The following is a 17,347-nucleotide window of genomic DNA, read 5'->3' as shown; positions in this document are numbered from 1 at the left end:
TGGATCAACCGTCGTCTGAAGGCCCATCCCGTCCCCGCGCTGCCCCATCAACGGTAACAAAATCGGTGTCAAAGACATGGGGCGCATAAGTCCGCGTATCACCCTTGACCACGGTCATAAGAGGGTCAGGACCTAGATCGTTCGCTACCGCTGTTTGGCTGATGCAAGGAACTGCACAGCGTTTCTCTTGAACCCGCGAGGTCCGGCTTGGAACGGTCTCACATTGTGGCGGTGACCAGCGTACTGGCGGCGCTCGGCGCCATCCTTCCGATCGTTGCCGCGTTCTATCTCTCCTGGTCGGTCGCCACCAGCAGGGAAGAGAGCCGCCTCACTCGCCTTGCCGAATATGCGATCATGCGCGCCGATACGGCGTTCGGCGAAGCAACGTCGGCGCTCAAGGCTGCGGACGGGTTCAAGTTCACGCCCTGCTCGCAGGAGCATATCGCGGCGATGCGCACGCTTGTCGTCACCACGCGCTCCATCGAGGACGTCGGTTATTTCGAGAACGATCAGTTGAAGTGCACCTCCTGGGGCAAGCCGGAAACGACGGTCGCCCGCCAGAAAGTCGACTTCACCACGACCAGCGGCATCGGCGTGACGGCGCGGGTTCACCCGACGATCAGCAACGGTCGGGCGATGCTTAGTTTCCGATACCGATCCTACAGCGCGCTGACCGATCCGGCTCGGCTCGTCGACGTGCTCGCATCCCCGGATACGCGCCTTGCGATCGCCAGCGACACCGGCATCCTCGTTGGCGCGTTGAACGACCCGGATGCGTCGCTGATCAAGCGGCTGATCGAGCATCCGCAGACCGGCAGCGATGCGGACAATCTGTTTGCCGCCTCGACCGGATCCGGCTGGATTGCCATTGCGACATCGTCACGGGTGTCGCTGCTGGACGATCTCGGCCGCGAACGACTGCTGCTCCTGCCGCTCGGCGCGATTGTCGCCGCATTGATGGTCGGCCTCGTCTTCTGGCTGTCGCGGCGACGCCTGTCGCCGCTTGGCGAACTTTCGATCGCCGTGCAACGCCGCGAATTCATCGTGCATTACCAGCCGCTGGTCGAGATGAAGACCGGCATCTGCGTCGGCGCGGAAGCGCTGGTCCGCTGGCGTAGGCCTGACGGCTCGCTGGTCAGGCCCGATAGCTTCATCCCGCTTGCAGAAGAAAGCGGCCTCATCCAGGCCATTACCGACCAGGTAATCGACGGGGTCATTAGAGATCTTGGCCTCGTCCTTGTCGCCGACCGTTCACTGCACATCGCCATCAACCTCTCGGCCGACGACATCAAATCCGGGCGCATCCTGCCTGTCATCCAGGCAGCGCTTACGAATTCCGGTGTCGCGACCGAGCAGATCTGGCTCGAGGCCACCGAACGCGGCTTCATGGACGTGAAATCCGCCCGGGCAACAATCGAGGAAGCCCGCCGGCTCGGCCATTCCGTCGCGATCGACGATTTCGGCACCGGCTATTCCAGCCTGCAGTATCTCCAGGACCTGCCACTCGACGCGTTGAAGATCGACAAGTCGTTTATCGATACGGTGGCTCTTGTCTCGGCGACGAGCGCCGTCACCCCGCATATCATCGACATCGCCAAATCGCTGAACCTCTACATCGTCGCCGAAGGCATCGAACGCCAGGAGCAGGCGGACTATCTGCTGGAGCGCGGCGTGCATTACGGCCAGGGCTGGCTCTATTCCAAAGCCTTGCCCGCGCCTGAGTTCATCGCATTCTACAACGACAGCAAACGCGTTCACGGTGCCGGCCCGACCGTAATCCGTAGAGACATTCCCGACGTATCGCCGGCCGTCGGCGGCGTTTGAAAACCGCACCCCGCATCACGTCTGATCGAGCTGCAGCTCCACTGCCGGACACAACCCCGGCACACAGCAGCCTGCCGGCGCGCGAGCATGATTTGCGGCACGTCGCCGGCGATCCTATATAGTCGTCGAAAATCACAGGGAGATCTTCGATGAGAGACGCAAGGGTGCCGAAAGTGATCAAGACCGATGCGGAGTGGCGCGCGCAGTTGTCGCCCGAACAATACCGCATCACCCGCGAGCACGGCACCGAGCGCCCCTTCACCGGCCCGTTCCTCGCCAACAAGAAGGCAGGCACCTACGAATGCGTCTGCTGCGGCCGGGCGCTGTTTCGCTCCGATACCAAGTTCGATTCAGGCTGCGGCTGGCCGAGCTATTTCGCGGCGATCGACGCCGAGGCGATCCGCGAGATCGAGGACCGTTCGCACTTCATGGTGCGTACCGAAATCCGCTGCGCCGACTGCGATGCCCATCTCGGACACGTCTTTCCCGACGGCCCGCCGCCGACTGGCCTGCGCTACTGCCTCAATGGCCACGCGATGACGTTTACCGAGGATTGACACAAACAGACGGAAGCAATGGCAGTCTTGGCGCTGTTCCAATAGAAACAGCGATCTGTGCACGGATGTGCTATTGATAATGAAACCGTCGAAGCAAGCCGGGAGGAGGTCCGCATGCGTCGCATTCTGACTGCATTCGTTCTTCTGCTTTCGGCTGCGTTTCCGGCGGCGGCGGACACTGACTGGCACGCCTACACCAACCCCCGCTTCGGCTACATCCTCGACATTCCGCCCGGTTTCGAACTGCAGAGTGGAGCCGACAATGGCGATGGCGTCAGCTTCCATGCCAATGACAACGGCGCCACGCTCACCGTTTTCGGCAGCGAGCTCGTCGACGGCGATTTCGAGATCGATGTCAACGACCGCATGGCGACCGAACGGGAAGACCAATGGCGGATCTCCTATTCGCGCGTGACGGCTGCCTGGGCAAGTTTCTCCGGCGTGCGCGGCCAAGAGGTGTTTTACACGCGGGCGATCGCACTTTGCGACGGCAGTGCCGCCTATTTCCGGCTGCAGTATCGCAAGAGCCGACTGACCAGTTTCGATGGTGTCATCTCGCGGATGGCGGAGGCTCTCAGGCCTTCGGAAGGCTGCCAGCAGACGCCGGTGGCGGCAGCGCCCGTCGCCGCGCCGAACTGAGCACTCGGCCTTCCAGAACAATTAAGATCAGGAAATCGCCTGGCCGCTCAGACAGGTGAGCACGGCCGAATAATGCACGGCGGCGCCGGTGACGACGAAGGCATGCCAGATGGCATTCTGGAAGCGCAGCCTCTCCCAGACATGGAAGATCACGCCGGCCGAATAGAAGATGCCGCCGATGAGGATCAGCACCAGCGTTGTCGCCGACAACGCCGACAATAGCGGCCCCACCGCAAGCACGCCGCTCCAGCCCATGGCGAGGTAGAGCAGGATCGCCAGCCGGTCGAAACGACCGGGAAAAAAACACTTGATCACCACACCGAGGGCGGCAATCGCCCAGATGCCGATCAGCATCGCAAACAGGAACGGATCCTCCCAGCCGCGCTGGAGGAAGGGCGTGTAGGTGGCGGCGATCAGCACGAAAATGGAAGAGTGGTCGAAGCGGCGCAGAAACCATTTTGTCCGCGAAACCGGGTAGAGATTATAGAGGAACGAAATCGACAGGGTCGCCAGCAGTCCGGCGCCATAGATCGCGGCGGCAGCAAGCTGGCCGGTCGTGCTCCAGAGCATCGCGTAGAAGATCAGAGCAGTCACGCCGACGAGCGCAGCCGCAAGGCCGACACCATGCACTATGCCATCGGCGATCAGTTCCGATCGATCGTAGTTCCTCTTGACGCCGGCGAATTCCACTCTACCCCTCTTCCGACCTTCTTTCGCCCCCAGGCCGCGGTCGTCTTACTTGCATGCCTTATCCTGCCACAGCCAAACGCCGCGGCAAAGAGCTCGACGATGGCGAAAGCATCAACTTTTGCAACGCATTACAACAGAGACATGACGTGTTTGCGAAGACTGGCATCCTTGTCTGCAGCACGGCCGCAACCACATTGTGGCGGAGGTGGGTAAGCAAGACGCCCACGGGGAGGATATCGATGACAAGGCTGCGCACGCCGGAGCCGCAACAGGCCGAAATCCTGACGGCGCTTTGCCTGCGGTCAAAGGCCGTCTGGGGTTATGGCGAGGCTTTCTCGGTCGCTTGCCGCCCCGCCCTGACGGTGACGGAGGATGACTGGAAGCAGTCGGATATCCAGGTTGCAGTTCAGGATGACAACATCGTCGGTATGGTGCAGGTCATGTACCACGGAGAGGTCGCCGAACTCGACAAGCTGTTCGTCGATCCGGCCGCGTTGGGTGGCGGCATCGGCCGGAGACTCTTCGACTGGAGCGTGGATACGGCGCTGCGCAAGGGAGCCAAGGTCTTGACGATCGATGCCGACCCGGGCGCTGCCGATTTCTATCGCCGCCTGGGCGCAATCGATGACGGTGTGACCGCCTCGACCGTGATACCGGGGCGCTTCCTGCCAAAATTGAAGCTCGACCTGGCGAGCGTCAGATCGGCTTAGCTGGCTGAAAGCCGCAACGAGGACACGCATCGCAAGCAATCCGTGCCTCGGGGACGCCTGATGTCCCCTCGCGGCGGTTACACATCGTCACTTCGCGCCGGCTGCGACCTCGGCTGCACACTCCTGACAGAGCGGCGCATGGGGAACGGCATCGAGCCGTTCCGTGGAAATCGGCAGGCCGCAGCGCACGCAGGTTCCGAAAGTGCCGGCCGCAATGCGATCGAGCGCCGCGTCGATTGCGCGAATTTCCTCCTGGCCGGCAAGGCCAAGGCCCTCCAGCACCTCGTCGTCCTCCCGTTCGGTTACCCGATCCGGCACATCGGCATTCATCGGCTGATCGAGGTCATGCTCGATCTTCACCAGCCGGCCGTGGAGTTCGTGTTTGCGACTGCTCAACCGTTCACGAAAGTCGTCAAGCGCAAGCTTGTCCATAGGAAGACTCCTTGAAGTCGTGGCGCTTCAGGCGCGCCACGCTCCTGTTCTTGATTGTTGGCGGCTCACCGGTCGACGAGAACGGCGCAGGGGCAATGGCTGACGACCCGGCTGGCGGTCGACCCGATGAAATAGTCGATCAAGCCCGGCCGATGCGAGGCAATGATGACCAGGTCGGCGTTTTCTTCCCTAGCGAGCGCATTAATCGTGCCGGCGGCGCCGCCGGTACGGATCTCTATGCGTCCCTTGATCCCGTGCTTGGCCTTCATCGCTTCCAGCGTCTTCAATGCGTGCCTGCGCGATTCCTCGACCATTTCCAGCGGGAAATCGACGATCATATAACCTTGGGCATAGGCGTTCAGATCCTCGACGACATTGAGCAGGACTATCTCGCCCCCTTCATCGATCAGCTTTTCGGCGATGCCGAGCACGGACTCGCCATGCTCCAGTTGATCCATGGCAATAGGGACGATGATCTTCTTGTACATACTGCACTCCTTTAGTTGCCTACCCGGATCGCCGGCGCCGAAACGCAGGGGCAAATCCCTCGCCTTCGAGACTGAGCCCAGACAGCACTTCCGGCATTGATTGAAATCAAATCGAAAGCGCCGCGACCGCATTGCCCTATACAATTGAGCTAGGGCGACAACGGCCACTGTCAACGGCCACTGTCAACGCTCATCGAACACAACATCAAGCGACTGGCGGTCTTTCGTGAACGCCGACTTCGGCCCATATTCGGGGGACAGTTTCAACGAAACTGAGGCCGACAAGGCCAGTGGTTTCGGCGCCCAAGGAGGCAACAGATGACGTCCACCCAGAGCACGCCGCTTATCGACATTGCTGCCGATCACGCATTGGCCATGCCGGCCCATGTCGATCATTCGCATCTGGTGGTGGAGGATCTACCGACGGTGTCGCAATGGTATCAGCGCATCATGGGACTGAAGCCGCTTGATACGAGCACCAGCGGCGTGACGCTGGGTGTCGGCGGCCGGCCGCTGTTGACGCTGACCACGGCCGGCAACGCGGCCAGGGCGCCACGAAACGCACCCGGTCTTTTCCATACGGCCTTCCTCGTTCCAAACCGCGGGGAACTCGGACGTTGGCTCGCTCATGCCGCCCACAACGATGTCCGCCTGCAAGGCGCATCCGACCATCTCGTCAGCGAAGCGATCTATCTCGCTGACCCGGAAGGCAACGGCATCGAGGTCTATCGTGACCGGCCGCGGACCGAATGGAACTTCAAGCCGGACGGCACGGTCGGCATGGATACGCTGCCGCTCAACCTGCAGGCGCTTTATGACGAGGCGCCGAAGGACGACTGGAATGGCCTCGCCGACGGTACGGCCATCGGCCACATCCATCTGCAAGTGTCCGATATCCCCGAGGCAGACGCGTTCTTCCGGGACATATTGGGGCTCGGCTTGATGGCGCGGTATCCGGGCGCGAGCTTCTTCGGCTCGGGCAAGTATCACCACCATGTCGCCGCCAACATCTGGAACTCGCGCGGCGCCCCCAAACGTCAGGCCAATATGACCGGCCTCTCCGATTACACGATCCAGTTCAAGGATCCGGCAGAGCTTGCGAAAGCGGTTGGCAAGCTCGACGGGATGGGCATCCTGGTCAACCGAAACGGCACGACATACAGCCTCGTCGACCCCTGGGGGATCGGCCTCAGGCTTGCAGCCTGACGCCCCGCCGCTCACGCCCCTCCTGTATCATCCGCGGGCCAAACGCCGCGTCGCGCTCACTCCGCGGCGCGGTCGTATTTCTGCTGGGCGGCCAGTACCGTCTCGATATTGTCTTCGGCCCAGCGGCGCAAAGCGTCGACGGTGGCGCTCAGCGTTCGCCCGAGCGGTGTGATCGCATATTCGACCGTCACCGGAACCGTGGCAAAAACCTTGCGGCTGACCAGCCCATCACGCTCCAGCTTCTTCAGCACCTGCGACAGCACTTTTTGCGAGATGCCATCGATCTCGCGTTTCAACTGATTGAACCGCACGGGTTTGTCGTCGAGCCGGCCGAGCACCAGCACCGCCCATTTGTCGGCCAGGCGATCCAGCACCATCCGCGTCGGGCAGGCTTGCATATAGACGTCGTATTCCATCGGGCGCATGCTCCAACTGGCGGTTTCCAGGAGGAAACCATGTCACCGGAAAGTGCCTCCTTTACAGCATTTCCCGGCACTTATATCTAGTTTCCATTATTAACATGGTTTCATACTGATACCAAGGAGACGGATATGGCAGGCAAGATTCTGGTACTCGCAGCAAACGGTACCGTCGGTCGCAAGGTCATCGGCGCATTGGTCGCGAAGGGAGAAAGCGTCAGGGCCGCGACGCGCAAGGCAACGCCGATCGAGGGCGCCGAAGCCGTCGCCTTCGACTATCTGGACAGCGCGACCTATGGCTACGCGCTCGACGGCGTCGATCGGATGTTCGTGCTGACGCCGGGTGGACACCTCGATCCGGTCGGGCTGCTGATGCCGATCATCACGGCTGCGGCGGCGCGCGGCATCAAGATCGTGCTGATGACCGTCATCGGTGTCGATGCCGACGACAGCATTCCCTATCGCCAGGTCGAACTGCTGGTCGAAAAGACCGGCGTACCGTTCGTCATCCTCAGGCCGAACTGGTTCTCCGACAATTTTCAGACCTACTGGATCGAGGGCATCCGCCACGGCGCAATCGCGGTACCGGCGGCGGGCGGCAAGACAAGTTTCATCGATGCACGCGACATCGCCGAAAGCGCCGCCGCTGCTCTGACCAGTGATGCTTTCAACGGCCGCGCCTTCAACCTGACCGGGCCTGAGGCACTCAGCTACGGCGACGCGGCGGCGATCCTGTCGCGCGTCATCGGCAAGCCCATCGCCTATACGCCCGTCGATGACGAGACCTTTGTCGGAATCCTGACCGGTGCCGGTGTGCCCGAAAACTATGCGCGCTTCCTTGCCTCGATCTTCCATCCGGTGCGTGAAGGCTGGACGGCGGCACCGACCGGCGACGTCAAGACGCTGACCGGCCACGACCCACGCAGCCTCGAAACCTACGCCCGGGACAATGCCGCAACGCTTGCCTCCTGACCGCACGTATCGGGCCTGAACTCAAGCCCCCGCCTGTTCGACCGACGGGCGGGGCTTTTCAAATTCGCGGCCGCACCCCTGCCAGATGAATGGCTGTGCCAGCGGAGATGCGTTCTCCGACTACCGCCAGGATTGTGAACTCAGTAGCACTGATGCGCCCTGCGGCATCACGCCGCTGGAAAGATTTGGGATAGTCGATCAATAAACTTGAGAAAAATAGTCTTATAATTTAACCGCATCGCCAAGGGCGTCCAACGCCCAGTGCATGCGGAGTTAATAACATGAAATATAAGACTATTTTAACGCTTGCTCTCGCAAGCGGCACCACATTTTCGCCCCCGGCCCTGGCGGTGGACTTCAGGCCGCAAGCCGAAATCGAAGGCGGTTTCTTCAGCGGCGGCTCGGCTGCCAGTGGTGGCTTTTTCCTGCCTTTCGTGCTCGACTCCGGCAATGCCATTTTCATCGATACACGCGGAACGATAGAAAACGATGAGGTCCGCCAGGGCTCGATCGGCGCCGGTTACCGCTTCCGCGCCAACGACCAGTGGATCATCGGCGCCTATGGCTATTACGACTACCTGAAGAGCGAATACGGCAACGCGTTCAGCCAAGTGTCCTTCGGCCTCGAGGCGCTCAGCGGCGATCTCGAAATGCGCAGCAATCTCTATCTGCCGCTCTCCGGCGCCAAGACGCTGAGCGCGTTCAATGCCGCCTATGTTCGCGACCATGTGCTCGTTTTCCAGGAAGGCAAGGAGCGCGGTCGACGCGGCCTCGACGCTGAAATCGGCGGACGTCTTCCGGTCTTCGACGAAGGATCCGACGTCCAGCTGAAAGTCTTCGGCGGCAGTTACTGGTATGGCGGCAGGAACCTCGGCGACATGTTCGGCGCCAAGCTGCGGACGGAACTGACCTTCGCGGATCTGCCGGGACTTTCCGAGGGTTCGACCGTCTCGCTCGGCGTCAGCGGCACCTACGACAATGAAGACAAGCTCAAGGGTGCCGTCATGGCGCGCCTGCGCATCCCGTTCGGCGCGACGGCCAAGGCAAGCGATGCCTTCGACCCGATGGTCCAGCGTATCGAGCGCTCTGCCAAGATCCGCACGCATGCAGGTGCTACCGGCGATGTCGAAGCGGCGCAGTTCGTTTACGACGGCTTCACGCCTGGCAAAGTCATCAACCTATCGGCCGCAAACGGCAACACTGCGAGCATCAACCAAATGCTGGCAGATGCGGGTGTGGGCGCGCTCATTCTTGTGGACGGCAATCTCGGCCTCGAGCAGTCGCTAAACCTTGGCCTCGGGCAGACGCTGCTGGGGGGTGGAGGCGCGCTTGCGGTGCGTGGCGCAAACAGTGGCGCGACCGCCAACTTCGTCAACAGGGGTGCAGCGACGACGTTGACCGGTTTCGACCCGGCTCAGGACGTTGTCACAATGGCGTCCTTCAGCACAGTCTCTTCCGTTGCCATTCGTGGCGGTCGTGCAGGGATCGGCAGCACCGAGACTGAGGGCCTCTGGATCGACAATGTTGATATCGCAAAGACCAGCCACGACGGCATCCGCCTAACGCGCGTGGTCGGTGCGGAGATTGAGAACAGCCGCATTCACGACCTCTACATTTGCGAGAACAACACGCAATGCGAGTTCACGGTGTACAAGCCCAATGAAGCGCCCTACGCCGCTATCAGTGCGCTTGGAACAAGCAACCTGACGATCCGCAACACCGATATTGACAAGGTAACCTACGGAATATTCACGGGCAGCGAGATCGACGAGAGCGATTGGCCACCAGTCATCGCCAACGAGGCGAGCAGAATCTATCTCGACAACGTGAAGGTCAGCAATTCGAGGCGCGAGGGACTGCTGATGGTTGCTGCCAACAATGTGCTGATCGAAAACTTCACGATCGACAACTCGAAGCAGGACCGCGACATGGATCTTGTCGTGTTCCAGGGCACATCAGATGTCGAGATCAACAACATGACGCTGAAGGGTGGCATCAACGGCCTGATGATGGTTTCGGCGCCCACGTTGCCGACCACGACCACGGATATTGTCGTCAACGGCCTGAATATCGATGGCACGCGGAATGCAGGCATCTTCCTCAATCCCGTTTCCGATATTACCTTCAACGGCGTAAACATCACCAATGCTGGCAGCTACGGCGCGTTCATCTACGGCAGCGACTACGAATTCCTGGGCGGGCCGGTTAGCGATATCGAGTTCAACGGAATGACGGTCGACAAGGCGGCCAAGGCCGGGCTCTATTTCATGGGGCCGTCGATCGATGTGAAAGGCGATGTGACGACAACCAACACGCCGAAGGATTGCATCGCCGACGCCGGATGGACTGCTGGCTCACTGACACAGTCACCAGGCTCGGTGCTTACCGTCAACGGCAAGCAGCTCGACCAATCGAATTTCGCCGCTCGTTGCCGATAACGGTTGCAGCCACGCCCTCCACAACGGGCGTGGCCTTCTCATGCAAGCCGCCCGTTACTGCGGCCGGTGGCATTCGAAGGTGACAACCTCGTCACCGTGCCTCGGCGCACGGCCGAAGTCGTAATTGCCGGAAACGACGATGTCGACATATCCGGCAGCACGCAAAGTCAGCGTCATTTCCTCGACACCCCACCAGCGCATCGTGAAGAATTCGAGTTCGCTCGACACCAGCCTCCCCTCAGACCAGAGTTCGTAGCGCAGATGCGAGACCGTCGTCTGGGCTATGAGGTCTGCCTTGACCCGCTGACTGGTCAACGTCAACAGGTCGCCCGTCTCCGTCTGCCAGCTGCGAATATTCGGGAGGCTGTCGGCGAAAAGATCATGCGGGTACAGGTCGAAGATCAGACGGCCGCCCGGCCGCAGATGATCGAGGAAGCGGCTGAGGATTTCAGCCGCCATGGCATGTTTGGCAATCAATTGCAGAGAACCGGTAGGAATGACGATCGCTTCGAAGCGCTCCTCATAGGCAAAGGCCTCGAAGGTCTGCTGCGATAGCGCCGGTGTCAGCGAACGTTCCGCACAATGCGCCAGGCAATAGCCGAGCATGTCTTGCGAGGCGTCGAAGCCTTTGACGTCAAGGCCGGCTTCAAGCAGCGGGACCAGCGCTCGACCGTTGCCAACGGCCGGCTCCAGTATCGAGCCGAGACATCCCTTCAAACGCTCGCGATAATATTCGACGTCGCCAAAGGACTTTCCAATATACTTGTCTAAATTATAAACATGAGAGGCAAGCTTGCCATAAATGTTGTTCATCGTGCATTCGTCCATACTGAGGATTAAAGCGAAACGCCTATCCTATACAGCAGCATGCTCCGACGAGGTGTCATTCAATTGCCACGCCGATCGCTTTTGTCATGCGGCAAGCTTCGTTCATCGCAACATCGGCACAGTCAGCTGTGAGAGGCCGGCTAGAAGCGTGCTGGCCGGATGAACTTGCCGTAGACCCAGCCTTCCTGCCACCGGCCGTTCTGCTGCGGATCGTGCCAGATCTGGCACCATGTGGCGCGCACGGCATTGCGCTGCGCCTGCACCGACCAGCGGGCGATCCGCTGGAGGTCGACGCCATTCATGCAACGGCCGGTCATCTGCAGCTTGGTGCCGTTGGGATAGCCTGCCCGAACGGCCGACGAAGAAGACGGCCAGGCGCGCGCATTGAGCACATCGTTCCAGGCGACGTCGGAAACCTCCCAGGCAACGAAAGTGCTGGCAGACGACGCCGGCGCCCTTAGGGAAAGCCCGACGGCAACCACCGCCAACGAAATCAGAATGCTTCGAAAGCCGATCATCACGAACCCCTCCCAAGAAATCATGGGTGGAGCATGATGCCACAAGGCTGAATTGTGGCTGAACAGGCGGTTCACCCGACCGTCAGCCGTTTGCGTCCGATCACGCCAGCCCCTTGTTGCTGCGGCAAGCCGCCGGCAGTTCTGACTTGACGGCCGTCCCGGAAATCCGGGACGGACCCCGCAGGCTCAGCCGGGCATGCGGCAGACGGCACCGACGAGTCTCAGCACGAAGGGGCGGACTGTCAGCACACAAAGGAATGCGACCGGCATCGCCAGCGCGTAGACACTGAGCACACGGGCGGGGTAGCCGGCATCGATGCCGGTGTTGGCGCCAACGATGACGCAGCACATCAGGAACGCCATGATCGCCGACATGAAGAAGGCAAAGGCAATCGGCACCGCACGCGGCGGCAGCTTGCGGCTGCGCGCGATCCGCGGCGGAGGTATCGTATCTTCCATGATGAAGATCTCCATAGCTTGCCCGCAGGAACCATCCCTGCGGCATGGCCGGCACTATACGGATGACGTCGCGCGCAGGTAGGCCATTGCAGCCTTGTTCAGAATTAGGCAAAACCATCGAATGAGAAGAAGCATTCGATGGATGTCATTATGGATACATTGCGCGGCATCGAGAGTTTCGTCAGGAGCGTCGAAGAAGGCAGTATCGCCGCGGCGGCGCGCAAACTCGGTATCACGCCGGCCTCTGCAAGCCAGAATATCGCCCGGCTGGAGCGGGTCCTCGGCACGAGATTGCTCAGCCGAACGACACGGCAATTGGGCCTGACAGAAAGCGGCCGGGTCTATTTCGACCGGGTGCGCGGCGTCGTCCAGGATCTGGAGCTCGCGGCCGTAGCTGTCGCATCGCTCAACCAGAAGCCACGGGGATCACTGAAGATTGCATCCTCCGTCGCCTTCGGACGGCATGTGGTGGCGCCGCTGGTGCCGTCCTTTGCCGAGCGGCATCCGGAGGTCTCGATCGAACTCGTCGTCACCGATCGCGAGATCGATCACATCGGCGAAGGCATCGATATCAGCGTGCGCTTCGGCCTGCAGCTGGAGCCGGGGCTGATCGCCCGCAAGCTTGCCTCGGTGCCTATGATCATCTGCGCAGCGCCAGCCTATATCGAACGGCGCGGCCGGCCCGAGCAGCCGGAAGACCTGATGCATCATGATTGCCTCGTCTACCGCTATGCCGGCCACGGGCGGATCTTTCGCTGGGGGTTCGTACGCGACGGCCTGCGCTTCGAACCGGAACTGAAAGCGACGATCGTCAGCAACGACATCGACACGCTCGCCGAGATGGCGATTGCTGGCGCGGGCATCACGCGGCTCGGTGCCTTCATCGCAACCGATTTGATCGCGCGGGGCTTGCTTGTGCCGCTGTTTGGCGGCGCGCCGCGCGAAGGCATCGCCAACACCGACCACGAGCCCTTCGACTTCTACGCCTGCTTCGTCGATCGCCAGGCGGAAACCCCAAAGGTTCGCGCTTTCATCGACCACGCGGTGCAGTCGCTCAAGGGCCGGTGGTAGCTGTCACGATCGCCCCATCGCCCGTCTTCAGGCAAGCACTCCGTGCGCGGTATTCTGCGCGGCGGCTTCCTCTGCCAGCTTGGCTTCGCGGCGGAGCTTCAGCTTGTAGCCGACCTCGACGATCGCATGGATCGCCGGGACGAACTCCTGGCCGAGATCGCTCAGCCTGTATTCGACCGAAGGCGGTGATGTCGGCACGATCCGGCGTTCGATCGCGCCCTTTTCCTCCATCTCCTTCAGCCGCGTGCTCAGCACTTTCGCGGAAATACCGGGGATATCGATCTTGAGTTCGCTGAAGCGGCGCGGGCCGCCGCTCAGATACCAGATGATGTTGGGCGCCCAGGCGCCGCCGAGCATCACCATGCACTCCCCGACCGGGCAGGTCGGCGGCAATGCAGCAGCCCTATTCTTTCGAATTTTCAAGCTCATGGGCAAAATTCTCCAGTTACCGCGGGGAAACCGGAAACGTCGGTAACATAAAGTTATCTCATATACAAAAGTTATCGCTTCGGTTTAGGTTCCGCCGTCTTCGACAGAGACCACCATTACAAAAGGAATTTGGCCATGAAGCTTTATTACGCCCCCGGCGCCTGCTCGCTCTCGCCCCATATCAGCCTGCGCGAAGCCGGCGTCGAGTTCGAGATCGTCAAGGTCGACACCGCAACGCACCTCACCGAAAGCGGCGCCGATTTCAAGACGATCAACCCCAAGGGCTATGTGCCGGCGCTGGTGCTGGAAACCGGCGATGTCGTCACCGAAGGTGCGGCCGTCGTGCAGTATATTGCCGATCGCTTTCCGAAAGCTGGGCTTGCGCCTGTGAACGGCACGCTGGAGCGCACCCGCCTGCAGGAGCAGCTGAACTTCATCGCCACCGAACTGCACAAGGCGTTCTCGCCGCTGTTCAGCAAGACGGCAACGCCAGAGGCCAGGCAAGCGGCGGCCGCGCAGGTCGGCAAACGGCTCGGCAACGTCGAGGCACTACTTTCCGATGGCCGCGCCCATGTGCTCGGAGAGAGCTTCTCCGTTGCCGACGCCTATCTCTTCACCGTCGTCAACTGGACGAGCGTCACGGGAATTTCGCTTGGTCCATGGCCCCACTTGACGGCCTATATGCAGCGCGTCGGCCAGCGCCCGGCGGTGCAGGCAGCGATGAAGGCGGAAGGGTTGATCGCGGCATGAGCGGCACCCACAACGATCCGCGCTTTGCCGCCGTCATCGGTGTGCTCGGGCGTTACTTCGACGGGCTCTACTTGAGCGACACGGCGATCCTGCGCGAGGTCTTTCACCCAAAAGCGCACTACGCCACGGCGACCGAGGGAGAGCTGCTCGAACTCGACATGGAGCGCTATTTCCCGATCGTCGACAAGCGACCCTCGCCGGCAAGCCGTGGCGAGGCGCGTGCCGACAGGATCGTCTCGATCGAATTTGCCGGCCCGGTGACGGCCCTTGCCAAGGTACAGTGCGCAATCGGCGAGAAGGCGTTCACCGACTTCCTATCGCTGATCTTCGTCGACGGACGCTGGCAGATCATCGCCAAGGTCTTCCACTACGACATACAACAACAAGGCTAAGGAGCCAGCAATGCCCTATGTAAACATCAAGATCACCCGTGAAGGCGCAACCAGCGAACAGAAGGCGGCCCTCATCAAGGGCGTCACCGACCTGCTGGTCACCGTGCTCGACAAGAACCCGGCCACCACCTTCGTCGTCATCGACGAGGTGGCGTTCGAAGACTGGGGTGTCGGCGGTCTGCCGGTGGAAGAATACCGAAAGCACCTGAAAGCGAAGAGCTAGCCGCAACCCGACGGCCCTCGCTTGCCCGGCGTACGATCGAACATTTGCCCGGTCGCCCTACTCTGCCTTCTCCCCACCGTTGGGGAGAAGGAACCACCGGACGGCGAAGACCTTTCCGCTTGATCGTCGCAGCCCGGCTCTCTATCTCATTGTCTCCCGCCGCATAAATCCCGGAGACATGCCTTGTCCGTTTTCAAGAACCTGCCCGAAGCTCCCGTCGCCGCGAAAAAGCCGGTGATCGACACGCGCCACGGCATCACCCGCACCGACGACTACGCCTGGCTGCGGGCCGACAACTGGCAGGCGATGTTCAAGGATCCCTCGATCCTCGCCTCTGAAATCCGCAAGCATCTCGAGGCCGAGAACGCCTACATGAATGCGGCGATGGACGACACCAAGGCGCTGCAGAAGACACTGTTTGCCGAGATGCGCGGTCGCATCAAGGAAGACGACAGCTCGGTGCCGGTCAAGGACGGACCCTTTGCCTATGGCAGCCTCTACGTCACCGGCGGCGAGCAGCCCCGTTATTTCCGCATTCCGCGCGAGGCCGACAGCAAGGACGAGATGATCCGGCAGGTCCTGCTCGACGGCGACAAGGAAGCGGAAGGCAAGTCCTATTTCCGCCTTGCCGGCCTCGACCACTCGACCGATCACAGCCGCGGGCTGTGGGGTTACGACGATAAGGGATCGGAATATTTCACGCTCAAGGTGCGCGACCTCGCGACCGGCGAGGATCTTGCCGACGTGATCGAGAACACCGGCGGCGGCGGCGCCTGGGCACCGGACGGCAAGAGCTTCTTCTACACCATACTCGACGACAACCACCGCCCGTCGAAGATTTTCCACCACGTGCTCGGCACCTCCCAGGCAGACGACCGGCTGGTCTACGAGGAGAAGGATCCGGGCTTCTTCATGTCGGTCGGCGGCTCGCTGATCGACGACTTCATCTACATCGACATCCACGATCACGAGACCAGCGAGTACCGGCTGCTCTCGACCAAGGATCTGACGGCCGAACCGAAGCTCGTCGCCGGGCGCGTCATCGGCCTCGAATATGAGATGACCGAAGGCGGCGATGTCTTCTACATCCTCACCAATGCCGACGGCGCCAAGGATTTCAAGATCATGGAAGCGCCGGTGGAAGCACCGGGCAAGGAGAACTGGCGCGAGGTCGTGCCTCACAAGCCGGGCACGCTGATCCTCAGCCACATGGCCTATGCCCGCCATCTCGTCTGGCTGCAGCGCCGCGAAGGCCTGCCGGAAATCGTCATCCGCGACCGCAAGACCGGCGAGGAACATGCGATCGCCTTTGCCGAGGAAGCCTATGCCCTCGGGCTCTCCGGCGCTGCCGAGTATGACACCGACGTCATCCGCTTCTCCTATTCCTCGATGACGACGCCGTCGCAGCTCTTCGACTACGACATGGCGACGCGTGAGCGCACGCTGCTGAAGACCCAGGAAGTGCCGTCCGGGCACAATCCCGACGACTATGTCACTCGCCGCGTCTTCGCGCCGTCCTGGGACGGAACGAAGGTGCCGGTGACGCTGCTTTACCGCAAGGACACGCCACTCGACGGCTCGGCACCGTGCCTGCTCTATGGCTACGGCGCCTATGGCATCACCATTCCTGCCGGTTTCAACACCAACTGCCTGTCGCTTGCGGACCGTGGCTTCGTCTATGCCATCGCCCATATCCGCGGCGGCAAGGACCGGGGCTTCTCCTGGTACGAAGACGGTAAGATGGCCAAGAAGACCAACACCTTCAAAGACTTCATTGCCGCCGCTGACTATCTGAATCAGGAGAAGTTCACGTCCTACGCGAACATCGTCGCCGAAGGCGGATCGGCCGGCGGCATGCTGATGGGCGCCATCGCCAACATGGCACCGGAAAAGTTCACCGGCATCATCGCCGCCGTTCCCTTCGTCGACGTGCTCAACACCATGCTCGACGACACGCTGCCGCTGACCCCGCCGGAATGGCCGGAATGGGGCAACCCGATCGACAGCCGCGAGTTCTACGACATCATCGCCGGCTACTCGCCCTACGACAATGTCGAGGCAAAACCCTACCCGGCGATCCTCGCGCTCGGCGGCCTGACCGACCCGCGCGTGACCTATTGGGAACCGGCGAAATGGGTCGCCCGCCTGCGTGAAAAGACCACCGGCAGGGAGCCGATCCTGATGAAGACCAATATGGACGCCGGCCACGGCGGCGCCTCCGGCCGCTTCCAGCGCCTGGAAGAGATCGCCTTCGAATACGCCTTCGCCATCAAGGTCGCGGGCAAGATGTAATAATAGGGAG

20 protein-coding genes are annotated in these 17,347 nt (G+C 61.3%); 12 read left to right on the top strand and 8 right to left on the bottom strand.

The genetic code is table 11. From position 1 onward, the window contains the following. The first annotated feature begins 207 nt into the window (after positions 1–207). The 3 genes from AC244_RS21110 (at position 208) to AC244_RS21100 (ending at position 3,020) form a co-directional block, all read left to right on the top strand. Positions 208–1,824, top strand: a complete 1,617-nt coding sequence (locus tag AC244_RS21110) for an EAL domain-containing protein (protein ID WP_053250777.1) — start codon at positions 208–210, stop codon at positions 1,822–1,824. Between the two features lie 149 nt (positions 1,825–1,973). Beyond that, the gene (gene msrB / locus AC244_RS21105) at positions 1,974–2,381 is read left to right on the top strand and encodes a peptide-methionine (R)-S-oxide reductase MsrB (RefSeq protein ID WP_053250776.1); all 408 of its coding nucleotides are present in this window, start codon (positions 1,974–1,976) and stop codon (positions 2,379–2,381) included. A 114-nt stretch (positions 2,382–2,495) separates the two neighbouring features. Next, positions 2,496–3,020, top strand: a complete 525-nt coding sequence (locus tag AC244_RS21100) for a hypothetical protein (protein ID WP_053250775.1) — start codon at positions 2,496–2,498, stop codon at positions 3,018–3,020. Between the two features lie 27 nt (positions 3,021–3,047). On the opposite strand, the gene trhA is transcribed toward AC244_RS21100, so the two are convergent. Then, positions 3,048–3,710 (bottom strand): PAQR family membrane homeostasis protein TrhA, encoded by a 663-nt coding sequence (gene trhA, locus AC244_RS21095; protein WP_053250774.1) that lies wholly within the window; start codon positions 3,708–3,710, stop codon positions 3,048–3,050. 239 nt (positions 3,711–3,949) lie between these two features. On the opposite strand from trhA, the gene AC244_RS21090 reads away from it, so the two are divergent. Further along, positions 3,950–4,420 (top strand): GNAT family N-acetyltransferase, encoded by a 471-nt coding sequence (locus AC244_RS21090; protein ID WP_053250773.1) that lies wholly within the window; start codon positions 3,950–3,952, stop codon positions 4,418–4,420. Between the two features lie 87 nt (positions 4,421–4,507). Here the strand turns inward: AC244_RS21090 and AC244_RS21085 are convergent, their stop codons facing one another. Further along, positions 4,508–4,852 (bottom strand): TraR/DksA family transcriptional regulator, encoded by a 345-nt coding sequence (locus AC244_RS21085; protein ID WP_053250772.1) that lies wholly within the window; start codon positions 4,850–4,852, stop codon positions 4,508–4,510. Between the two features lie 65 nt (positions 4,853–4,917). Further along, positions 4,918–5,340: a universal stress protein gene (locus AC244_RS21080; protein ID WP_053250771.1), complete on the bottom strand. Its 423-nt coding sequence runs from the start codon at positions 5,338–5,340 to the stop codon at positions 4,918–4,920. Between the two features lie 318 nt (positions 5,341–5,658). Between AC244_RS21080 and AC244_RS21075 the strand changes: the two genes are divergently transcribed. Continuing rightward, entirely contained in the window at positions 5,659–6,546 is an 888-nt protein-coding gene (locus AC244_RS21075; protein WP_053250770.1) for a VOC family protein, read from the top strand. A 56-nt stretch (positions 6,547–6,602) separates the two neighbouring features. Here the strand turns inward: AC244_RS21075 and AC244_RS21070 are convergent, their stop codons facing one another. Next, the gene (locus AC244_RS21070; protein WP_053250769.1) at positions 6,603–6,962 is read right to left on the bottom strand and encodes a winged helix-turn-helix transcriptional regulator; all 360 of its coding nucleotides are present in this window, start codon (positions 6,960–6,962) and stop codon (positions 6,603–6,605) included. 135 nt (positions 6,963–7,097) lie between these two features. On the opposite strand from AC244_RS21070, the gene AC244_RS21065 reads away from it, so the two are divergent. Both AC244_RS21065 and AC244_RS21060 read left to right on the top strand, forming a co-directional pair. Further along, the gene (locus tag AC244_RS21065) at positions 7,098–7,937 is read left to right on the top strand and encodes an SDR family oxidoreductase (RefSeq protein ID WP_053250768.1); all 840 of its coding nucleotides are present in this window, start codon (positions 7,098–7,100) and stop codon (positions 7,935–7,937) included. 281 nt (positions 7,938–8,218) lie between these two features. Then, positions 8,219–10,375: an inverse autotransporter beta-barrel domain-containing protein gene (locus AC244_RS21060; RefSeq protein WP_053250767.1), complete on the top strand. Its 2,157-nt coding sequence runs from the start codon at positions 8,219–8,221 to the stop codon at positions 10,373–10,375. A 54-nt stretch (positions 10,376–10,429) separates the two neighbouring features. Here the strand turns inward: AC244_RS21060 and AC244_RS21055 are convergent, their stop codons facing one another. The 3 genes from AC244_RS21055 to AC244_RS21045 all read right to left on the bottom strand — a co-directional run bounded on the left by AC244_RS21055 (position 10,430) and on the right by AC244_RS21045 (position 12,180). Next, positions 10,430–11,188, bottom strand: a complete 759-nt coding sequence (locus tag AC244_RS21055) for a class I SAM-dependent methyltransferase (protein WP_053250797.1) — start codon at positions 11,186–11,188, stop codon at positions 10,430–10,432. 155 nt (positions 11,189–11,343) lie between these two features. Then, positions 11,344–11,721 (bottom strand): hypothetical protein, encoded by a 378-nt coding sequence (locus AC244_RS21050; protein ID WP_053250766.1) that lies wholly within the window; start codon positions 11,719–11,721, stop codon positions 11,344–11,346. Between the two features lie 186 nt (positions 11,722–11,907). Then, positions 11,908–12,180, bottom strand: a complete 273-nt coding sequence (locus AC244_RS21045; protein WP_053250796.1) for a DUF2798 domain-containing protein — start codon at positions 12,178–12,180, stop codon at positions 11,908–11,910. Between the two features lie 138 nt (positions 12,181–12,318). On the opposite strand from AC244_RS21045, the gene AC244_RS21040 reads away from it, so the two are divergent. Next, positions 12,319–13,251 carry a LysR family transcriptional regulator gene (locus AC244_RS21040; RefSeq protein WP_152976043.1) on the top strand — a complete coding sequence of 311 codons (933 nt, stop codon included), beginning with the start codon at positions 12,319–12,321 and terminating at the stop codon, positions 13,249–13,251. A gap of 27 nt (positions 13,252–13,278) precedes the next feature. Here AC244_RS21040 and AC244_RS21035 read toward each other — a convergent pair whose 3' ends face one another. Beyond that, positions 13,279–13,680 carry a winged helix-turn-helix transcriptional regulator gene (locus AC244_RS21035; RefSeq protein WP_053250765.1) on the bottom strand — a complete coding sequence of 134 codons (402 nt, stop codon included), beginning with the start codon at positions 13,678–13,680 and terminating at the stop codon, positions 13,279–13,281. A gap of 135 nt (positions 13,681–13,815) precedes the next feature. Between AC244_RS21035 and gstA the strand changes: the two genes are divergently transcribed. The 4 genes from gstA to AC244_RS21015 all read left to right on the top strand — a co-directional run bounded on the left by gstA (position 13,816) and on the right by AC244_RS21015 (position 17,337). Next, a complete protein-coding gene (gene gstA, locus AC244_RS21030) occupies positions 13,816–14,430 on the top strand; it encodes a glutathione transferase GstA (RefSeq protein WP_053250764.1) in 615 nt (204 codons plus the stop codon). After that, positions 14,427–14,822, top strand: a complete 396-nt coding sequence (locus tag AC244_RS21025; protein ID WP_053250763.1) for a nuclear transport factor 2 family protein — start codon at positions 14,427–14,429, stop codon at positions 14,820–14,822. Before gstA ends, AC244_RS21025 begins: the two co-directional genes overlap by 4 nt. A 10-nt stretch (positions 14,823–14,832) precedes the next feature. After that, on the top strand, positions 14,833–15,045 hold the full coding sequence (locus AC244_RS21020; RefSeq protein WP_053250762.1) for a tautomerase family protein: 213 nt from the start codon (positions 14,833–14,835) through the stop codon (positions 15,043–15,045). A gap of 183 nt (positions 15,046–15,228) precedes the next feature. Next, positions 15,229–17,337: a S9 family peptidase gene (locus AC244_RS21015; RefSeq protein WP_053250761.1), complete on the top strand. Its 2,109-nt coding sequence runs from the start codon at positions 15,229–15,231 to the stop codon at positions 17,335–17,337. Positions 17,338–17,347 lie beyond the last annotated feature (10 nt).

The sequence above is a fragment of the Ensifer adhaerens genome (genome assembly GCF_001270265.1).
Classification (GTDB): Bacteria; Pseudomonadota; Alphaproteobacteria; order Rhizobiales; family Rhizobiaceae; genus Ensifer; species Ensifer adhaerens_B.
The sequence above is the reverse complement of the archived record's forward strand: the minus strand, read 5'-3'. Positions and strand labels throughout refer to the sequence as shown.